Here is an 18,292-nt window from a genome sequence, read left to right on the forward strand (position 1 = left end):
TGACGGGCGCCCCCAGCCTCGTTCCATCCCCTACCCGTGTCGACACAGAGAGGACCAGCAGGCCGTGGACACTCTGCTCAACAACCTTGACCTGTTCGTGGGCGGCTTCAAGACCACGCTGTTCCTCTTCGTGGTCTCAGCGTTCTTCGCGCTCATCATCGGTTCGGTCGTCGGCGCCATGCGCGTCTCGCCGGTGCCGGTGATGCGAGCGGTGGGCACCGTCTACGTCAACCTCATCCGCAACACCCCGCTGACGCTGTTGATGTTCTTCTTCGCGTTCGGATACCCGAAGCTCGACCTCGGCAACGTCTCCTACCCGACACTGGCCATCTTCGGGCTCAGCATCTACACGGCCACCTATGTCGCCGAGGTCGTGCGCTCGGGCTTCAACACGGTGCCGAAGGGACAGGCAGAGGCGGCGCGCGCAATCGGCCTGCCCTTCTCGCAGACGATGTCGCTCGTGATCATGCCGCAGGCCTTCCGGGCCGTGATCCCGCCCATGATGAGCGTCTTCATCGCCCTCCTGAAGAACACCACGATTGCCGCGGGCTTCTCGGTGGCCGAGGCCGGAGCCATCCGCGCGAACCTCTCCGAGCGCGGGGAGCCGGCACTGGTCGTGCTGCTGTGGGTCGCGCTCTTCTTCGTGATCCTCGTCGCCCTGCTCTCCCTGCTGCAGCGCTATCTCGAAAACAGATGGAGGGTGCTCCGATGAGCGACACACTCTACGACGTCCCGGGTCCCCGGGCGAAAGCCCGGAACCGCGTTCTGGGGATCATCACGATCCTCGTGGTCGCTGCGATCTTGGCCTTCATCATCTACCGCTTCGCCGAGAGCGGGCAGTTCAGCGCCGCCAAGTGGCAGATCTTCACCTTCCCGCTTGTGTGGCAGAACGTGGGCATCGCGACCCTCGCCACGCTGGGCGCGTTCGCCCTTGCCGGCCTGCTCAGTCTGGTGCTCGGCCTCATCCTCTCGGTGGGCCGCATGTCCGAGCACAAATGGGTGAGCATCCCGGTCACCCTGTTCATCGAGCTGTTCCGCGCCATTCCGGTGCTGATCCTCATGATGATCATGTACTACGGTCTTCCGCCGCTCGGGGTCGACTTCGTCACCCCGTTCGTCGCCGTCGTCACCGGGCTCACCCTCTACAACGGGTCGGTGCTCGCCGAGGTGTTCCGCAGCGGCGTCGAGTCGCTGCCCACCGGGCAGAAGGAAGCGGCGTATGCGATCGGGCTGCGCAAGAGCGGCGTCATGGCGCTCATCCTGTACCCGCAGGCCATCCGCGCCATGATGCCGGTGATCATCTCCCAGCTGGTCGTCGTGCTCAAGGACACCGCCCTCGGCTTCATCGTGACCTTCCACGAATTGCTGTACCTGGCCAAGTTCTACGGCAGCCAGTTCACCTACGACGCTCCGATCATCCCCACGACCCTCGTCTTCGGCACCATCTACATCATCCTCTGCCTCATCCTCTCCGGTGTCGCCAAGTGGGTCGAGGTGCGGAGCCGTCGCGGGCCAGGGTCTGCCATCTCGGCAGAGGTCGCTCGCACGCGCATCGTGGCCGCCGACGGCAGCGCGGCGTAGCGACTGCACAATATCCTCACCCGTCATCCTCACCCGTCGGGGCTCCGACACGGTGCAAGCAGCGGTTCGATAGGATTGGTCCTCGTGTCCGATCCCACCGAAATCACCGAACCCGTCGTGAATGCCGCCGTCGATGCGGCACTGGCTGCCATCGCCGCCGCCACGGATTCCACCGCCCTCAAGGTTGTGCGCTCCGAGCACGCGGGGGAGGGATCACCGCTCGCGACGCTCAACGCGCTCATGCGGAGCGTGCCCAAGGACCAGAAGGCCGTCGCCGGCAAGCTCATCGGCCAGGCGCGCGGCCGGGTCGCGCAGGCGCTGTCCGCGCGGGAGGACGAGATCGCGACGTCCGAGGCGCGCGCCCAGCTCGCCGCCGAAACCGTGGACGTCACCGCCGCGGCCTCCACCTGGCGGGCCGGGGCGCGGCATCCGATCGCCCTTCTGCAGGAGCGCATCGCCGACGTCTTCGTGGGCATGGGCTGGGAGATCGCCGAAGGCCCGGAACTCGAGAGCGAGTGGTTCAACTTCGACGCCCTCAACTTCGACGAGGACCACCCGGCCCGCGCCATGCAGGACACCTTCTTCATTGAGCCCACCAGCGCGCACCTGGTGCTGCGCACGCACACCTCACCGGTGCAGTTGCGCTCCCTGCTCAACAACGAGCTGCCGGTGTACCGCATCGCCCCCGGCCGGGTCTACCGCACCGACGAGCTCGACGCCACGCACACGCCCGTCTTCCACCAGACCGAGGGCATCGCCGTCGACAAGGGGCTGACCATGGCGCACCTGCGCGGCACGCTCGACCACTTCGTGAAGGCGATGTTCGGCGACGAGGCGAAGGTGCGCCTGCGGCCGAACTACTTCCCGTTCACCGAGCCGAGCGCCGAGCTCGACCTCTGGCACCCCACGTTCAAGGGCGGCGCGCGTTGGATCGAGTGGGGCGGATGCGGCATGGTCAACGCCAACGTGCTCCGCTCGGCCGGCATCGACCCCGACGTCTACTCCGGGTTCGCCTTCGGCGTCGGCATCGACCGCGCCGTGATGTTCCGCAACGATGTGAAGGATATGCACGACATGGTCGAAGGCGACGTGAGGTTCAGCCAGCAGTTCGGGATGGCCGTCTGATGCGCATCCCCCTGAGCTGGCTCGCCGAATACGTCGACCTCGAACCCGGCAGCACCCCCGAGGACGTGCACGCCGCGCTCGTGAGCGTCGGCTTCGAAGAAGAAGACATCCACCGCTTCGAACTGACCGGTCCCATCGTGGTCGGCCAGGTGCTGTCGGCGGAGCCCGAACCGCAGTCGAACGGCAAGACCATCAACTGGTGCCAGGTGCGGGTCGCCCCGGAGGGCACCGAGACCGCGGCAGACGGCGGGCCCGCCGTGCACGGCATCGTCTGCGGCGCGCACAATTTCGGCGCCGGCGACAAGGTCGTCGTGACCCTGCCCGGCGCTGTCCTGCCCGGCCCGTTCCCGATCGCCGCCCGCAAGACCTACGGCCACGTCTCCGACGGCATGATCGCGTCGGCCCGGGAACTCGGCCTCGGCGACGAGCACGACGGCATCCTGCGACTGGCCGACCTCGGCCTCGACCCCGAGATCGGCACGGATGCGATCCGCCTGCTGGGCCTGGACGACGCCGCCGTCGAGATCAACGTCACGCCCGACCGCGGCTACGCGTTCTCGATCCGCGGCGTCGCCCGGGAGTACGCGCACGCCACCGGCGCCGCCTTCCGCGACCCGGCGCTCGCGCTGCCGGAGACGGCGCCCGGCGCCGGCTTCCCGGTCGTCATCGACGACCGCGCGCCGGTGCGCGACCGCGCGGGCGTGAACGTGTTCGTCACCCGCGTCGTGCGGGGCGTCGACCCCGGCCGGCCGACCCCGGCGTGGATGATCGCGCGCCTGAAGCTCGCCGGCATCCGTTCGATCTCGCTCATCGTCGACATCACCAATTACGTCATGCTCGAGCTCGGGCAGCCGATCCACGCCTACGACCTCGACACGCTCTCCGGCGGCCTCACCGTGCGCCGCGCGGAGCCCGGCGAGAAGCTGACGACCCTCGACGACCAGGTGCGCACGCTCAGCCCGGAAGACCTGCTGATCACCGACGAGTCCGGCCCGATCGGCCTCGCCGGTGTCATGGGCGGCGCCACGACCGAGATCGGCGCCGAGACCCGCAACGTGCTGGTCGAGGCGGCGAACTTCGACCCGGTGTCGATCGCCCGCACCGCACGCCGGCACAAGCTGCCGAGCGAGGCGTCGAAGCGCTTCGAGCGCGGCGTGGACCCGGCCGTCGCCATGGTCGCCGCTGCCCGCGTGGTGCAGCTGCTCGTCGAGTTGGCCGGGGGAGAGGCCGACGACCTCGGCTCGCTGCACGACACCACCACGGATGCGTCGCCCATCGAGCTGCCCGCCGGCTTCATCTCCGGCCTGATCGGCTACGACTACTCGACCGACGAGGTGCGGTCGGCGCTCGCCGAGATCGGCGCCTCCATCGAGAAGACCTCCGAAGGGCTCTCGGTCACCCCGCCCAGCTGGCGGCCCGACCTCACCGACAAGTGGACCCTCGCCGAGGAAGTGGCCCGACTCATCGGGTACGAGCGCATCCCCTCGGTGCTGCCCGTGGCGCCCCCCGGCCGCGGACTCACCCGCACCCAGGCGCTCCGCCGCACGGTGGCCAACACGCTCGCGGCCGCCGGCCACACCGAGGTGCTCGCCTACCCGTTCGTGTCCGCGCACGCCAACGAGCTGTTCGGGGCCGTGACGGGTGGAAAAGCGGTGGCGCAGATCCGCGTCGCCAACCCCCTCGACGGTGAAGCGCCGTTCCTGCGCCGCTCGATCCTGCCCGGCCTGCTGCAGGTCGCGCACCGCAACCGCTCCCGGGGCCTGACGGACCTGGCGATCTTCGAGCTCGGCGTCGTGTTCCGCCCGGAGCCCGGCGTCAGCTACGGCAGCCCGATCGTGCCGCCCGGGGCCGTGCGCCCGAGTGAGCAGGTGCTCGCGAAGCTGAACGCGGGCATCCCGCCGCAGCCGCTGTTCCTCGGCGTCGTGCTCACCGGCAACATGGTGCGGCACCAGCCCGGGCAGGCCGCCGTCGCCGCCGGCTGGCGCGACGCCCTGAGCGCCGTGGCGCAGGTCGCACTCGCGGCCGGGGTCGAGATCCACGTGCGCCAGGGCGCGCACCAGGCCATGCACCCGGGCCGCACCGCCGAGCTGACGGTGACAACGGATGCCGGCGAGCAGGTCGTCGGATACGCCGGGGAGCTGCTGCCGGCCGTGGCCCGCGAGTTCGAGCTGCCCGGCGTCGTCGGCGTCGTCGAGATCGACCTCTCGGGCGTCCTCGCCCGGGCCGGCGCGACGCTCACCGCGAAGCCGATCGGCACGATGCCCGCCGCGACGCAGGACCTCTCGCTCGTCGTCGACGCCTCCGTGCCGGCGGCCGCCGTGCGCCAGGCCGTCATCGACGGCGCCGGCAAGCTCCTCGAGAGCGCCGACCTCGTCGACGACTACCGCGGCCACGGCGTGCCCGACGGCCGCAAGTCGCTCACGTTCGCGCTGCGCTTCCGCGCCGCCGATCGCACACTCACCGCCGCGGAGGCCAGTGAGGCCAAGCTCGCAGGCGTCGCCGTCGCCGCAGCCCGCTTCGACGCCACCCTCCGCGAGTAGGCGCCGCCCCGCACCTGCGCCGCCCCGCCCCACCACCCCACGCCGAAGGGGCGCCGCGGGCGGGTGTGGCGCGGGCGTGGGGGCGGGTGCGGTTTGACGCGGCCAGCGGCGCAGGGCAGCGACGAACTGAGGCAACGGATGCCGCGACGAGGCCGCCGCCGCGAGCTACTACATTTGACGTATGGGCTTTTCGGTGGCGGTGGCAGGGGCGAGCGGATACGCGGGCGGTGAGTTGCTCCGCCTGATCGCGGCGCATCCCGACCTTGAGGTGCGCACGGTCACGGCGCACAGCAACAGCGGACAGCGGCTCATCGACGTGCAGCCGCACCTGCGATCCCTCTCCCACCTCAGCCTCGTCGACACCACGGCCGAGAACCTCGCCGGGCATGACGTCGTCTTCCTCGCCCTGCCGCACGGCGCCTCCGGGGAGCTCGCCGCCCAGCTCTCCGACGACACCCTCGTCGTCGACTGCGGTGCCGACCACCGCATCGAGAGCGGCGACGACTGGGCCGCTTTCTACGGCGGCGAGCACCACGGCGCCTGGGTGTACGGCGTGCCGGAGCTGCCCGTGCTGGGCGGCCGGCAGCGCGAACGCATCGCGCACGTGCGCCGGATCGCGGCGCCGGGATGCAATGCCAGCACCGTCGCTCTCGCCCTGGCCCCCGGCATCCGTGGCAATGTCATCGAAGAACGCGACCTCGTCGCCGTGCTCGCCGTCGGGCCGTCCGGCGCCGGCAAGAGCCTCAAGCTGCCGAACCTCGCGAGCGAGGTGCTCGGCTCGGCGAACCCGTACGCGGTCGGCGGCGTGCACCGGCACATCCCCGAGATCCTGCAGAGCCTGCGCTGGGCCGGCGCCACCACTCCCAGCATCTCCTTCACCCCGGTGATCGTGCCCATGTCCCGCGGCATCCTCGCCACCGTCACCGCCCGCGCCGCCCCGGGTGTCAGCGCCGCCGACGTGCGCGCCGCCTGGGAGCGGGCGTACGCGAACGAGCCGTTCGTGCAGTTGCTGCCGGAGGGGCACTTCCCGCGGACAGCCGACGTTCTCGGCGCCAACACCTGCCTCATCGGCCTCGCCGTCGACGAGGCCGCCGGGCGCGTGGTGGTCATCGCCGCCGTGGACAACCTCGTCAAGGGCACGGCCGGCGCCGCCATCCAGTCCGCCAACCTCGCCCTCGGGCTGCCGGAGACCACCGGCCTCAGCATGAACGGAGTAGCGCCGTGAGCGTGACAGCACCCGCCGGTTTCGCGGCGGCCGGCACCGAGGCGGGGCTGAAGAAGTCCGGCGGCCTCGACCTGGCCATCGTGCAGAACCTCGGCCCGGCATCCGCTGCCGCCGCGGTCTTCACCAGCAACCGCTGCCTCGCGAACCCGGTGATCTGGAGCAAGCAGGTCATCGCCGACGGCGTGGTGAGCGCCATCGTGCTGAACTCCGGCGGCGCCAACTGCTACACCGGCAGCCAGGGCTTCCAGGCCACGCACGCCACCGCCGAGGCCGTTGCCGAACACCTCGGCGTCTCCTCCGGCGACGTGCTGGTCTGCTCCACGGGCCTCATCGGCGAGCAGCTCGACCTCGACGCGGTGACCGCGGGTGTCGCATCCGCTGCAGGCGAGCTCAGAGCGGATGCCGCGCGCACGCCCGACGCGGGCCTCGCCGCCGCGCGGGCCATCATGACCACCGACACGCGGCCCAAGGAGGCTCTGCACCGGGCACCCACCGGCTGGACGATCGGCGGCATGGCGAAGGGCGCCGGCATGCTCGCCCCGGGACTGGCCACCATGCTCGTCGTGCTCACCACGGACGCGCAGCTGTCTTCCGCGCAGCTCGACGTCGCGCTCCGCGAAGCCACCCGGCTCACCTTCGACCGGCTCGACTCCGACGGCTGCATGTCGACCAACGACACCGTGAGCCTGCTCGCCTCCGGCGCGAGCGGCATCGAGGCCGACCTCACCGAGTTCACCGAGGCACTCACCGCGGTCTGCCAGGACCTCACCCGGCAGCTGCAGGCAGATGCCGAGGGCGCCGCCCACGACGTCGCCATCGAGGTGCGCGGCGCCAAGACGGAGCACGACGCGGTCGACGTCGCCCGCGCCGTCTCGCGCAGCAACCTGTTCAAGACCGCCATCTACGGCAACGACCCCAACTGGGGCCGGGTGCTCGCCGCGGTCGGCACGACGGATGCCGCCTTCGACCCGTACAACATCGACGTCGCCATCAACGGGGTGCAGGTGTGCAGCGGGGGAGAGCCCGACCAACCGCGCGAGCGCGTCGACCTCACGCCCCGCGACGTGACCGTCATCATCGACCTGCACAAGGGCGGCGAGACCGCGACCATCTGGACGAACGACCTCACCCACGAGTACGTCGAAGAGAACAGCGCGTACTCGAGTTGACCGGCCACGACGATCTCCAGGCCGAGCGCGACGAGGCAGCCGTCAAGGCGGCGACGCTCATCGAGTCGCTGTCCTGGCTGAAACGGTTCCACGGGCAGATCATCGTGGTGAAGTTCGGCGGCAACGCCATGGTCAGCGAGGAACTGCAGCGCAGCTTCGCCGAGGACATGGTCTACCTGCGCTACGCCGGCATTCGCCCCGTCGTGGTGCACGGCGGCGGCCCGCAGATCTCGGCCATGCTCGAGCGGCTCGGCATCGAGAGCGAATTCCGCGGCGGATACCGCGTGACGACACCCGAAACCATGAACGTCGTGCGCATGGTGCTGACCGGGCAGGTGAACCGCGAGCTCGTCGGCCACATCAACGAGCACGGCCCGCTCGCTGCCGGCCTGTCGGGGGAGGACGCGGGCCTCTTCCAGGCCCGCAAGCAGGGCATCGTGGTCGACGGCGAACCGGTGGACCTCGGCCTGGTCGGTGAAGTCACCGGCGTCGACCCGCAGTCCGTGCACGCGCAGCTGGCGGCCGGGCGCATCCCGGTCATCTCCTCCATCGCGCCCGACACCGCGACGCCCGGCCAGAGCCTGAACGTCAACGCCGATGCAGCCGCCGCCGCGCTCGCCGTGGCGCTCGGGGCGGCCAAGCTCGTCATCCTCACCGATGTCGCCGGCCTCTACAGCGACTGGCCCAACCGGGAGTCGCTGGTCTCCGTCATCCGCTCGGATGCCTTGCGCGAGCTGCTCCCGTCGCTGGAGTCGGGCATGATCCCCAAGATGACCGCCTGCCTCGACGCCGTCGACGGCGGCGTGCCGAAGGCGGCCATCATCGACGGACGGGTGCCGCACTCGATCCTGCTCGAGGTCTTCACCCACAGCGGCATCGGCACGGAGGTGGTTTCGTAGTGACCAACTGGCAGGAGCGCTTCGGCGACTCGATGATGCGCACGCTGGCGGCGCCGCTCGCCGTGCTGGTGCGCGGCGACGGATGCTGGGTGTGGGACGACCAGGGGAACCGCTACCTCGACTTCCTGGCCGGCATCGCCGTGAACTCGCTCGGCCACGCGCACCCGGCCATGGTCGCGGCGGTGAGCGGGCAGGTCGCCACCCTCGCCCACGTCTCGAACTACTTCGCCACCCCGCCGGAGATCGAGCTCGCCGAACGCCTCAAGCACATCACGGGCGCGGGCGACCGCGGCCGCGTGTTCTTCTGCAACTCCGGAGCCGAAGCGAACGAGGCGGCCTTCAAGCTCGCGCGCCGCAACCGGGCCAACTCCCACGGCGACGGGTCCCGCACCCGCATCCTCGCCCTCCGCAATTCCTTCCACGGCCGCACGATGGGCTCGATGGCGCTCACCGGCAAACCGCAGATGCGGGAGCCGTTCGAGCCGATGCCCGGCGGCGTCGAGCACATCGACAGCACCATCGAGGCGCTGGAGAAGGAGCTCGACGAGACCGTGGCCGCCCTGTTCGTCGAGCCGGTCAAGGGCGAGGCGGGCGTCGTCGACCTGCCCTACGGCTACCTGGAGCGCGCCCGCGACCTCTGCACCCGTCACGGCGTGCTGCTCATCATCGACGAGGTGCAGACCGGCATCGGCCGCACGGGCGCGTGGTTCGCCTACCAGCACCACGGCATCCTGCCCGACGCCGTCGCCATCGCCAAGGGCCTCGGCGGCGGCGTGCCGATCGGCGCCCTCGTCACCTTCGGCACGGCATCCGATCTCTTCACCCGCGGCCAGCACGGCTCCACGTTCGGCGGCAACCCGCTGGTCACCGCCACGGCGAACACCGTGCTCGACGTGATCGAGGGCGACGACCTGATCGCCAACGCGGCGGCACGCGGGCAGCAGCTGCGCGAGATCGTCGCCCGGCTCGACTCGCCGCTCATCACCGAGGTGCGCGGCCGGGGTCTCCTGCTCGGAATCGGCCTCGCCGAACCGGTCGCCCTCGCGCTCTCAGCGGCGGCGCTCGAGGCCGGGCTGATCGTCAACGCCGCGAACGAGTCCAGCATCCGTCTCGCCCCGCCCCTCATCGTCGGCGACGCGGAGCTCGAGGAGTTCGAGCGACGCTTCGGGCGGGCCCTGGCCGCGCTGTAAGCGGCTCGAGTGGTTCACTAGACCGCGGTGTAGCCGCCGTCGACGAGCACATATGAGCCGGTCATGAAGCTCGCCTGGTCAGAGAGCAGGAACGAGACGAGATTCGCCACCTCGTCAGGCTGCCCGAGTCGTCCGAGCGGATGCTTCGCCTGCAGCGCGTTGTAGGCCTCCTTCGGCAGGTTGGCCAGCAGCGGCGTCTCGATGTAGCCCGGTCCGACGGCGTTGATCCGAAGGCCCTTCGGGCCGTATTCGGCCGCGGCGTTCTTGGTCAGGCCCACGACCCCGTGCTTGGCTGCCGTGTACGCGGCGTTGCCGAGCGCGGCGACGGTGCCGTGGATGGACGCCATGTTCACGATCGCGCCCTCCGCCGCGCCGGCGTCGAGGATGGCCGGGATCTGGTAGCGCATGCCGTAGAGCACGCCATTGAGGTTGATGTCGATCACCCGGTCCCAGTCGGCGAGGTCCACTTCGCCCACCGGCGCCTGCGCACCGCCGATCCCCGCGTTGTTCACGGCGTAGTTCAGCGCCCCGTAGGTCTGGACGGCGAAGTCCACCGCCTTCCTGCTGTCCTCGGCGACCGCCGTGTTGCCCTGGAACGGAACCGCCGTACCGCCCGCCGCCGTGATCTCATCGACGACGCGCTTCGCCCCGTCGAAATTCAGGTCGACCACGACGACGTTGACTCCCTGCCGCGCCAGGTCCTTGCTGATGGCCTCGCCGAGACCGGAGCCACCGCCGGTGACGAGCGCGGTCTTCCCTTCGAAATCCGACATTGTCTCTCCTCCTCTAGAGTTGACAGATACCCCCGTTCTAGCCCGGCACTCCTGAAAGCGATACCGTGACCCGCCACTTCCTGCGCGACGATGACCTCTCCCCGGCCGAACAGGCCGAGATCCTCGACCTGGCGCTGGAGCTGAAGCGAGACCGATTCGCGGTGAAGCCGCTGGCCGGCCCGCAGACCGTGGCCGTCATCTTCGACAAGTCCTCCACGCGCACCCGGCTGTCGTTCGCCGTGGGCATCGCCGACCTCGGCGGCAGCCCGCTCATCATCACCACCGCGAACAGCCAGCTCGGTGGCAAGGAGACCGCCTCCGACACCGCCCGCGTCATGGAACGCCAGGTCGCCGCCATCGTCTGGCGCACCTTCGCCCAGTCCGGGCTCGAGGAGATGGCCGAGGGCACCACCGTCCCCGTCATCAATGCGCTCTCCGACGACTTCCACCCCTGCCAGCTGCTCGCCGACCTCCTCACCATCCGCGAGCACCGCGGCGACCTGGCCGGCCTCACCCTCGCCTTCCTCGGCGACGGGGCGAGCAACATGGCCCAGTCCTACCTCCTCGCCGGGGCGACCGCCGGCATGAACATCCGCGTCGCCGCGCCCACCGGGTACCAGCCGCACGACGAGGTCGTGACGGATGCCGCCGCCATCGCCCGGCAGACCGGCGGCTCGGTCGCGCTCTTCGACGACGCCGAGGCCGCCGCCGCCGGCGCCGACATCGTGGTCACCGACACTTGGGTGTCGATGGGCAAGGAGGAGGAGAAGGCGGCACGCCTGGCCACCTTCGAACCGTTCCGCGTCGACGCCCGGCTGATGGGTCTCGCATCCGCTGACGCGCTGTTCATGCACTGCCTGCCCGCCGACCGGGGCTACGAGGTGACCGCCGATGTCATCGACGGCCCGCAGAGCATCATCTGGGACGAGGCGGAGAACCGCCTGCACGCGCAGAAGGCCCTGCTGGCGTGGCTGCTCGAGCAGAACGCCCGCTGAGGCCCGCGGCCCGCAAGCCCGTAAACTTATCGAAGACTTTCTGAAGGAGAACCATGGCTGAACGCATCGTCCTCGCCTACTCGGGCGGCCTCGACACCTCGGTGGGAATCGGTTGGCTGAAGGATGCGACGGGTAAAGACGTCGTCGCCCTCGCGGTCGACGTGGGACAGGGCGGCGAGGACATGGAGGACATCCGCCAGCGCGCCCTCGACTGCGGCGCCGTCGAGTCGATCGTCGTCGACGCCAAGGACGAGTTCGCGAACGACTACATCGTCCCAGCGCTGAAGGCCAACGCCCTCTACCAGAAGCGCTACCCGCTGGTCTCCGCGCTCAGCCGGCCGCTGATCGCCAAGTACCTCGCGTCCACCGCGCACGACCTCGGTGCCGACTCCGTCGCCCACGGCTGCACCGGCAAGGGCAACGACCAGGTGCGCTTCGAGGCCGCCGTGGCCGCCCTCGCCCCCGACCTCACCAGCATCGCCCCCGTGCGCGACCTCGCGCTCACCCGCGACAAGGCGATCGTGTACGCCGAAGAGCGCAGCCTCCCGATCAAGCAGTCGAAGAAGAGCCCGTACTCCATCGACAAGAACGTCTGGGGCCGCGCCGTCGAGACCGGCTTCCTCGAAGACCCGTGGAACGCGCCCATCGAGGACCTCTACGAGTACACGCAGGACCCGTCGGTCGACAAGGCAGCGGATGAGGTCGTCATCACGTTCGACCAGGGCGTCCCGGTGGCCATCGACGGCGTGGCGCACTCGCCGCTGCAGATGGTGGTGGCGATGAACGAGCTCGCCGGCAAGCACGGCGTTGGCCGCATCGACATCGTCGAGGACCGGCTGGTGGGCATCAAGAGCCGCGAGGTCTACGAGGCCCCCGCCGGCATCGCCCTGATCACCGCGCACGAGGAGCTGGAGAACCTCACCCTCGAACGCGACCAGAACCGCTACAAGCGCACCATCGAGTCGCAATGGTCCGAGCTCGTCTATGACGGGCTCTGGTTCTCGGGACTCAAGCGCTCCCTCGACGCGTTCATCGACCACACCCAGCGGTACGTATCGGGCGACGTGCGACTGCAGCTGCAGGGCGGCCGCGCCGTCGTCACCGGTCGCCGGTCGGAGCAGAGCCTCTACGACTTCAGCCTCGCCACCTACGACACCGGCGACACGTTCGACCAGTCGCTGGCCAAGGGCTTCATCGACCTGTGGTCGCTGCCGAGCAAGATCTCCGCCCGCCGCGACCTCGCCGGCGAGTAAGCGCCGATGTCCGGCGACGAGGTGGCCAACCGCACCGGCGGCGAGGCGGCGAACCGCGCCGGCGAGGCGGGGGCCCTGTGGGGCGGCCGCTTCGCCGGGGGTCCGGCCCCCGAGCTCGCCCGGCTGAGCAAGTCGACCCAGTTCGACTGGCAGCTGGCCGAGTACGACATCCGCGGGTCGCGCGCGCACGCCCGGGCGCTCGCGGCTGCCGGGTATCTCTCCGAGCACGAGTTGTCCGGCATGCTCGCCGCCCTCGACGCGTTGGAGGCCGCGGTGGTCGATGGCCGGTTCACGCCGGCCGAGACGGATGAGGACGTGCACTCGGCGCTGGAGCGCGGGCTCATCGAGATCGCCGGGCCCGAGCTCGGCGGCAAGCTGCGCGCCGGCCGGAGCCGGAACGACCAGATCGCCACGCTCATCCGCATGCTGCTGCGCGACCACGCCCAGCAGATCGGGGCCCTCGTCATCGACCTGATCGACGCCCTCGGCGCCCAGGCGGAGGCCCACGCCGACGCCATCATGCCCGGCCGCACCCACCTGCAGCACGCGCAGCCGGTGCTGCTGGCCCACCACCTGCTGGCGCACTGCTGGCCGCTCGTGCGCGACCTGGAGCGCCTCGTCGACTGGGGGCGCCGCGCCGACTTCTCCCCGTACGGTTCGGGCGCGCTGGCGGGCAACACGCTCGGCCTCGACGCGAGCCTGGTGGCGACGCACCTCGGGTTCGGCCACGTCGTCGAGAACTCCATCGACGGCACCGCGAGCCGCGACCTGACCGCGGAGTTCGCCTACATCACCGCACAGCTCGGCATCGACCTCTCCCGGCTCGCCGAGGAGATCATCCTGTGGAACACCCGCGAGTTCGGCTTCGTCACGCTCGACGACGCCTATTCCACCGGGTCGTCGATCATGCCGCAGAAGAAGAACCCCGACATCGCCGAGCTCGCCCGCGGCAAGTCGGGGCGGCTGATCGGCAACCTGGCCGGCCTCCTCACCACGCTGAAGGGCCTGCCGCTCGCCTACAACCGCGACCTGCAGGAGGACAAGGAGCCCGTCTTCGACTCGATCGAGACGCTCGAGGTGCTGCTGCCCGCCTTCACCGGCATGGTCGCGACGCTCACGTTCCACACCGACCGTATGGCCGAGCTCGCCCCGCAGGGGTTCTCGCTGGCAACGGATGTCGCGGAGTGGCTGGTCAAACGCCACGTCGCCTTCCGCGACGCCCACGAGATCACCGGCTCCCTGGTGAAGTACGCCGAGGACCACGATCTCGAGCTGCAGGATGTGCCCGACGCCGCACTCCACGCCATCTCCGCGCACCTCACCCCCGAGGTGCGCGAGGTGCTGACGATCACCGGGTCGGTGGCGAGCCGCGACGGGCACGGCGGGACGGCGCCGGTGCGCGTCGCCGAGCAGCGCGCCGCCCTGGTCGACCGGGTGCGCACCCTGGCGGCCGCCCTCATCCCGTGACTGTCTCTCACCCCGTGACTGTCTCTCACCCCGCCGGCCGCGCTTCCCACCTGACCCTCCTCTCGCTGAAACGGACAGTTCCGGTCGAGACCGCCAGGTGCGCTTGTACGTCTCGACCGGAACGGTCCGCTTCGGCGCGCGCAGGGGCCGCGTGAGTTTCGATCGCGCGGTGCTGGAGGGGCAGGCGCCCGAGGTGGCGCCGCTGCTGCTCGGCGCGATCCTCACCCACGACGGCGTCTCGGTTCGCATCACCGAGGTCGAGGCGTACGTCGGCGACGGCGTCGACCCGGGCTCGCACGCGTTCCGAGGCAAGACCCGCCGGAACGCGAGCATGTACGGGCCGCCCGGCCACCTCTACGCGTACTTCACCTACGGCATGCACACCTGCGCCAACATCGTCTGCTCGCCGGAGGGACGACCGGCCGGATGCCTGGTGCGCGCCGGCGAGGTGGTCGAGGGCCTCGAGCTCGCGCGCGCCCGCCGGCACACCTCCAAGCACGACCACGACCTGGCGCGTGGGCCCGCCCGGCTCACCGTGGCCCTCGGCATCCAGCTGGGCGACAACGGCGCCGACCTGAACGCGCCGCCGTTCGACCTGACGCTGCCCGACGCCCCCGGCGCCTATCTCACCGGCCCGCGCACCGGCCTCTCTGGTCCCGGCGGAGAGGATGCCTTCCCCTGGCGGTTCTGGCTCCCCGGCGAGCCGAGCGTGTCGCCCTACAAGCGGCACCCGAAGCTCGGCCGCTGACCACTCGCGGGTGCGCGCTTCCTGCCGCCTCCGTCGTGTGTGCACGGCGTGTCGAGCGCACCCGTGGGGGTGCAGGGTGGCACGAGGGCTCAGCCGTTCACGACGGTGACGAGCGCGGCACAGGCGCTGGCCCAGATGAGGCTCGCCAGGGTGCCGATGATGAACCGCTCCCGCGCCTCGGACGCGGCCAGTTCGGTGAAGCGACCGACGCCCTTGATGGCGACGACGACGGCGATGGCTTCGGGGAACCCGGCGAGGATCGCGCCGGCGACCGCGAGTCGCTCGAGAATCCCGATCGTGAGCCCACCACGCAGCACCTCGTGCACCTGCAGGGGCCGGGTGTCGCCGGCAGCCTCTCCGCCGTCGTTCTCGACCATGATGCCGCCGTAGTTGCCGGGGGAGACCGAGCCCCGGGTCGCCAACTGCAGGGTGAGCACGGCGACCGGGCCGCCGCCGATCACGGCCAGCGCCAGTGCGAGCATCCCGAGCAGCACGTCCAGGCCGGTGTCGTCCCTCGGTGCGGGGGCGGCCGCGATGAAGAGCGCGGCGGCGAGGGCGCCGGCGGAGATGATGGTGAACACCCGCTTGTGCAGCCGGAACGCCAGGACCGCGAACACCAGCGACCCGGCGGTCACGAGGAGCAGGAGGATCCAGTACAGGTAACCGAGGATGTGGAGGGCAGGGTAGGTCATGTCTGGTCCGTTTCGCTCGGGGTGCCGTCGAGGGCTGCGAGCAGTTTAACGAGCGCCGGCAGTGCGGACTCCTCGACTCTCCAGAGCGAGCTCTTCACGCGCTGGCTGACGGCGGCGGTGGAGATCCCGAGCTGCGCCGCCGCCTGCGCCTGGCTCCGGCCCCCGGTGAGGAGGTCGACGACTTCCCAGCCCTCGCCGGTACGCCGGCGACGCACGAGGAGCAGCATGGCGACCAGCGCCTCGACGTCGGTCGCCGTGAGCGCGCCCCCGGGCCCGGCCGCGTCCCCGTCCACGGCCAGGGCGAACCGCGCATCCGTGCGTTTCGCTCGCGTGACCGCGTCGCGGGCTGCGATGAAGGCCCCGCCGGAGGCGCGGCGGGTTGCCGCGGGCAGGGGAGTGCGCACGCTGCCGATGCCGAGGCCGATGCTCCAGTGGTTCGCCCGCTGGATGGCGAGCACGGCGTGCAGCGTGGCGGCGGCATCCGTCAGCAGCATCTGGATCTCGTCGCCGGAGGTCTGGTCGGGCGGGAGGACGAACGCGTCGGGAAAGCGGGTGGTCAGCTGCTTCACCAGCTCACCGGCGCGGTCGCGGTCGTTGCGACTGTCGACCTGGTCTGCGGTGATGACGAACATGCATTAAGTCTGCGCCCTGAACGTGTGTAAATCAAGGCCACAGCCTAAGTTCGCATGCGTTCATGATCCGGCCTTCACGAGGAGCCCGAGCCGAGACGGAGCACACGGTAATCTGGGCAGCGTGTCAGACCCCGAGATCCTCGCCCGCCAGGCCAACGACCCCAGCTTCCCCGACCTGTGGGACGAGCTCCGCTGGCGTGGACTCGTCCACGTCTCCACCGACGAGGACCAGCTGCGGGAACTCCTGGCCTCGGGGAGCATCACCTACTACTGCGGGTTCGATCCAACCGCCCCCAGCCTGCACCTCGGCAACCTCGTGCAGCTGCTGCTCATGCGGCGCCTGCAGCTGGCCGGCCACCGCCCCCTCGGGCTCGTCGGCGGCTCCACGGGGCTGATCGGAGACCCGCGCCCCACCGCCGAGCGCACCCTGAACACGAAGGACGTCGTGGCGGAGTGGGTCGGCTACCTCCAGGAACAGGTGTCGCGCTTCCTCTCGGCCGAGGGTCCGAACGGCGTGACCCTCGTCAACAACCTGGACTGGACCGCGCCGATGAGCGCCATCGACTTCCTGCGCGACATCGGCAAGTTCTACCGCGTGGGCACCATGCTCAAGAAGGATGCCGTCAGCGCCCGGCTCAACTCCGACGCCGGCATCAGCTACACCGAGTTCAGCTACCAGATCCTCCAGGGCATGGACTACCTCGAGCTTTACCGCAGCTACGGCTGCGTGCTGCAGACCGGCGGCAGCGACCAGTGGGGCAACCTCACGAGCGGCACCGACCTCATCCGTCGCGCCGAAGGGGTCGGCGTGCACGCCATCGGCACGCCGCTCATCACCAACAGCGACGGCACCAAGTTCGGCAAGAGCGAGGGCAACGCGGTCTGGCTGGACCCCCGGCTCACCAGCCCGTACGCGTTCTACCAATTCTGGCTGAACACCGACGACGGCGACGTCATCTCGCGGCTCAAGGTGTTCACCTTCCTGCCGCGTACCGAGATCGAGCGCCTCGCCGCGCTGGTGGCGACCGAGCCGTTCCGCCGCGAGGCGCAGCGCACCCTGGCGTGGGAGGTGACGAGTCTCGTGCACGGCGAGAGCGCAACGGATGCCGCCATCAGCGCCGCGCAGGCCCTGTTCGGGCAGGGGGAGCTGGCCGGTCTCGACCCGGCGACTCTCGAGTCCGCACTCCGGGAACTGCCCAACACCACGACGGCCCCGCATGCGCCGGTCGCGCAGCTGCTCGTCGACACCGGCCTCACGGCCAGCCTGGGGGAGGCCCGGCGTGCGATCAAGCAGGGCGGCGTCTACCTGAACAATGTCAAGGTCGACGACGAGACACAGACCATCGAGGGGTCCGTCCTGCCGAGTGGTGTCGCGGTGCTGCGGCGGGGCAAGAAGACTCTCGCCGGCGTCTTCGTCGAGTAGTCCCGGTTACCCGCCAGTCCGCTGCCACCTCCCTCGACGCGCTCCCGGCCCGGGTTTGAGAAGCCGGCCCATGTTCCAACGTGGGCCGGCTTCTCAAACCCGGGCCGGACGTGTGTCAGGCAGCTGCGTCACCCGCCGCGACGCGCAATCCACCGGGGCTGCAGGCGCGACACGCCCGGGGTGCAGGATGGTTTTGACGGCCCCCGGAACGGCCCGTAATGTATTCACACGTACCCCAAACGGTGCGGGAAAGCCGATGAGCTTCCCGGCCTCAAGTGGGACCGAATCCCTGGCTGAAAAGCACACAATTCCTCTTGTAGGAGTGTGTCCGGACAGCTTAGGATTAAACCCTTCCCCCGAACGGTTCGTCTGGTTCGAGCGGGCGTGGTTCGAGCGTGTGCAAATACGGTCGGATGGCGCGAAACGCTCGATTTGACAGGCGAAAAGCCGGTGGGTAAGGTAGAGAAGTTGCCCCGGAGCGACAGCCTGAATGGCTTGAAGTCGGGTGCGTCCGATCCTTGAGAACTCAACAGCGTGCACAATGTCAAATGCCAAAAACCTCGTGCGTGGTTTGGCCGGT

The 18,292-nt window shown here is 70.1% G+C and carries 16 protein-coding genes; 13 read left to right on the forward strand and 3 right to left on the reverse strand.

Translation table 11 applies throughout. The annotated features are described in order from the left end of the window. The first annotated feature begins 64 nt into the window (after nucleotides 1-64). From EEJ31_RS07870 to EEJ31_RS07905, 8 genes are all read left to right on the forward strand, one after another. Nucleotides 65-712, forward strand: coding sequence for an amino acid ABC transporter permease (locus tag EEJ31_RS07870; RefSeq protein WP_123045758.1), 648 nt, complete (start codon nucleotides 65-67; stop codon nucleotides 710-712). Continuing rightward, nucleotides 709-1,581 (forward strand): amino acid ABC transporter permease, encoded by an 873-nt coding sequence (locus EEJ31_RS07875; RefSeq protein WP_123045774.1) that lies wholly within the window; start codon nucleotides 709-711, stop codon nucleotides 1,579-1,581. Before EEJ31_RS07870 ends, EEJ31_RS07875 begins: the two co-directional genes overlap by 4 nt. 84 nt (nucleotides 1,582-1,665) lie before the next feature. Continuing rightward, on the forward strand, nucleotides 1,666-2,706 hold the full coding sequence (pheS, locus tag EEJ31_RS07880) for a phenylalanine--tRNA ligase subunit alpha (RefSeq protein ID WP_123045759.1): 1,041 nt from the start codon (nucleotides 1,666-1,668) through the stop codon (nucleotides 2,704-2,706). Next, complete coding sequence (gene pheT, locus EEJ31_RS07885) at nucleotides 2,706-5,246, forward strand: phenylalanine--tRNA ligase subunit beta (protein WP_123045760.1); 2,541 nt, start codon at nucleotides 2,706-2,708, stop codon at nucleotides 5,244-5,246. The genes pheS and pheT overlap by 1 nt, the downstream gene beginning before the upstream one ends. 181 nt (nucleotides 5,247-5,427) lie before the next feature. Beyond that, the gene (gene argC / locus EEJ31_RS07890) at nucleotides 5,428-6,471 is read left to right on the forward strand and encodes an N-acetyl-gamma-glutamyl-phosphate reductase (RefSeq protein WP_123045761.1); all 1,044 of its coding nucleotides are present in this window, start codon (nucleotides 5,428-5,430) and stop codon (nucleotides 6,469-6,471) included. Further along, entirely contained in the window at nucleotides 6,468-7,640 is a 1,173-nt protein-coding gene (gene argJ / locus EEJ31_RS07895) for a bifunctional glutamate N-acetyltransferase/amino-acid acetyltransferase ArgJ (RefSeq protein ID WP_123045762.1), read from the forward strand. The genes argC and argJ overlap by 4 nt, the downstream gene beginning before the upstream one ends. Beyond that, on the forward strand, nucleotides 7,637-8,539 hold the full coding sequence (gene argB / locus EEJ31_RS07900) for an acetylglutamate kinase (RefSeq protein ID WP_123045763.1): 903 nt from the start codon (nucleotides 7,637-7,639) through the stop codon (nucleotides 8,537-8,539). Before argJ ends, argB begins: the two co-directional genes overlap by 4 nt. After that, nucleotides 8,539-9,729, forward strand: a complete 1,191-nt coding sequence (locus EEJ31_RS07905; RefSeq protein WP_267897613.1) for an acetylornithine transaminase — start codon at nucleotides 8,539-8,541, stop codon at nucleotides 9,727-9,729. Before argB ends, EEJ31_RS07905 begins: the two co-directional genes overlap by 1 nt. A 17-nt stretch (nucleotides 9,730-9,746) precedes the next feature. On the opposite strand, the gene EEJ31_RS07910 is transcribed toward EEJ31_RS07905, so the two are convergent. Further along, nucleotides 9,747-10,502 carry an SDR family NAD(P)-dependent oxidoreductase gene (locus EEJ31_RS07910; protein WP_123045764.1) on the reverse strand — a complete coding sequence of 252 codons (756 nt, stop codon included), beginning with the start codon at nucleotides 10,500-10,502 and terminating at the stop codon, nucleotides 9,747-9,749. 65 nt (nucleotides 10,503-10,567) lie between these two features. On the opposite strand from EEJ31_RS07910, the gene argF reads away from it, so the two are divergent. The 4 genes from argF to EEJ31_RS07930 all read left to right on the forward strand — a co-directional run bounded on the left by argF (nucleotide 10,568) and on the right by EEJ31_RS07930 (nucleotide 14,965). Then, entirely contained in the window at nucleotides 10,568-11,497 is a 930-nt protein-coding gene (argF, locus tag EEJ31_RS07915) for an ornithine carbamoyltransferase (RefSeq protein ID WP_123045765.1), read from the forward strand. 53 nt (nucleotides 11,498-11,550) lie between these two features. Further along, nucleotides 11,551-12,750: an argininosuccinate synthase gene (locus EEJ31_RS07920; RefSeq protein WP_123045766.1), complete on the forward strand. Its 1,200-nt coding sequence runs from the start codon at nucleotides 11,551-11,553 to the stop codon at nucleotides 12,748-12,750. Nucleotides 12,751-12,756: 6 nt separating this feature from the next. Further along, nucleotides 12,757-14,217 carry an argininosuccinate lyase gene (gene argH, locus EEJ31_RS07925; RefSeq protein WP_123045767.1) on the forward strand — a complete coding sequence of 487 codons (1,461 nt, stop codon included), beginning with the start codon at nucleotides 12,757-12,759 and terminating at the stop codon, nucleotides 14,215-14,217. Nucleotides 14,218-14,368: 151 nt separating this feature from the next. After that, entirely contained in the window at nucleotides 14,369-14,965 is a 597-nt protein-coding gene (locus EEJ31_RS07930; protein ID WP_199727303.1) for a DNA-3-methyladenine glycosylase, read from the forward strand. An 89-nt stretch (nucleotides 14,966-15,054) separates the two neighbouring features. Here the strand turns inward: EEJ31_RS07930 and EEJ31_RS07935 are convergent, their stop codons facing one another. Then, nucleotides 15,055-15,657: a hypothetical protein gene (locus EEJ31_RS07935; protein WP_123045768.1), complete on the reverse strand. Its 603-nt coding sequence runs from the start codon at nucleotides 15,655-15,657 to the stop codon at nucleotides 15,055-15,057. Further along, nucleotides 15,654-16,289 carry a DNA-binding protein gene (locus EEJ31_RS07940; protein ID WP_123045769.1) on the reverse strand — a complete coding sequence of 212 codons (636 nt, stop codon included), beginning with the start codon at nucleotides 16,287-16,289 and terminating at the stop codon, nucleotides 15,654-15,656. The genes EEJ31_RS07935 and EEJ31_RS07940 overlap by 4 nt, the downstream gene beginning before the upstream one ends. Nucleotides 16,290-16,401: 112 nt before the next feature. On the opposite strand from EEJ31_RS07940, the gene tyrS reads away from it, so the two are divergent. After that, nucleotides 16,402-17,712, forward strand: a complete 1,311-nt coding sequence (tyrS, locus tag EEJ31_RS07945) for a tyrosine--tRNA ligase (protein ID WP_123045777.1) — start codon at nucleotides 16,402-16,404, stop codon at nucleotides 17,710-17,712. Nucleotides 17,713-18,292 lie beyond the last annotated feature (580 nt).

The organism is Cryobacterium tepidiphilum, from assembly GCF_003716325.1.
Lineage (GTDB): Bacteria > Actinomycetota > Actinomycetes > Actinomycetales > Microbacteriaceae > Cryobacterium > Cryobacterium tepidiphilum.

Excerpts from the sequence above, each read along its gene's own strand:
- EEJ31_RS07875 (WP_123045774.1), top strand. The coding sequence starts at position 709 with ATGAGCGACACACTCTACGACGTCCCGGGTCCCCGGGCGAAAGCCCGG.
- pheT (WP_123045760.1), top strand. The coding sequence starts at position 2,706 with ATGCGCATCCCCCTGAGCTGGCTCGCCGAATACGTCGACCTCGAACCC.
- argC (WP_123045761.1), top strand. The coding sequence starts at position 5,428 with ATGGGCTTTTCGGTGGCGGTGGCAGGGGCGAGCGGATACGCGGGCGGT.
- EEJ31_RS07910 (WP_123045764.1), bottom strand. The coding sequence starts at position 10,502 with ATGTCGGATTTCGAAGGGAAGACCGCGCTCGTCACCGGCGGTGGCTCC.
- EEJ31_RS07920 (WP_123045766.1), top strand. The coding sequence starts at position 11,551 with ATGGCTGAACGCATCGTCCTCGCCTACTCGGGCGGCCTCGACACCTCG.
- argH (WP_123045767.1), top strand. The coding sequence starts at position 12,757 with ATGTCCGGCGACGAGGTGGCCAACCGCACCGGCGGCGAGGCGGCGAAC.
- EEJ31_RS07935 (WP_123045768.1), bottom strand. The coding sequence starts at position 15,657 with ATGACCTACCCTGCCCTCCACATCCTCGGTTACCTGTACTGGATCCTC.
- EEJ31_RS07940 (WP_123045769.1), bottom strand. The coding sequence starts at position 16,289 with ATGTTCGTCATCACCGCAGACCAGGTCGACAGTCGCAACGACCGCGAC.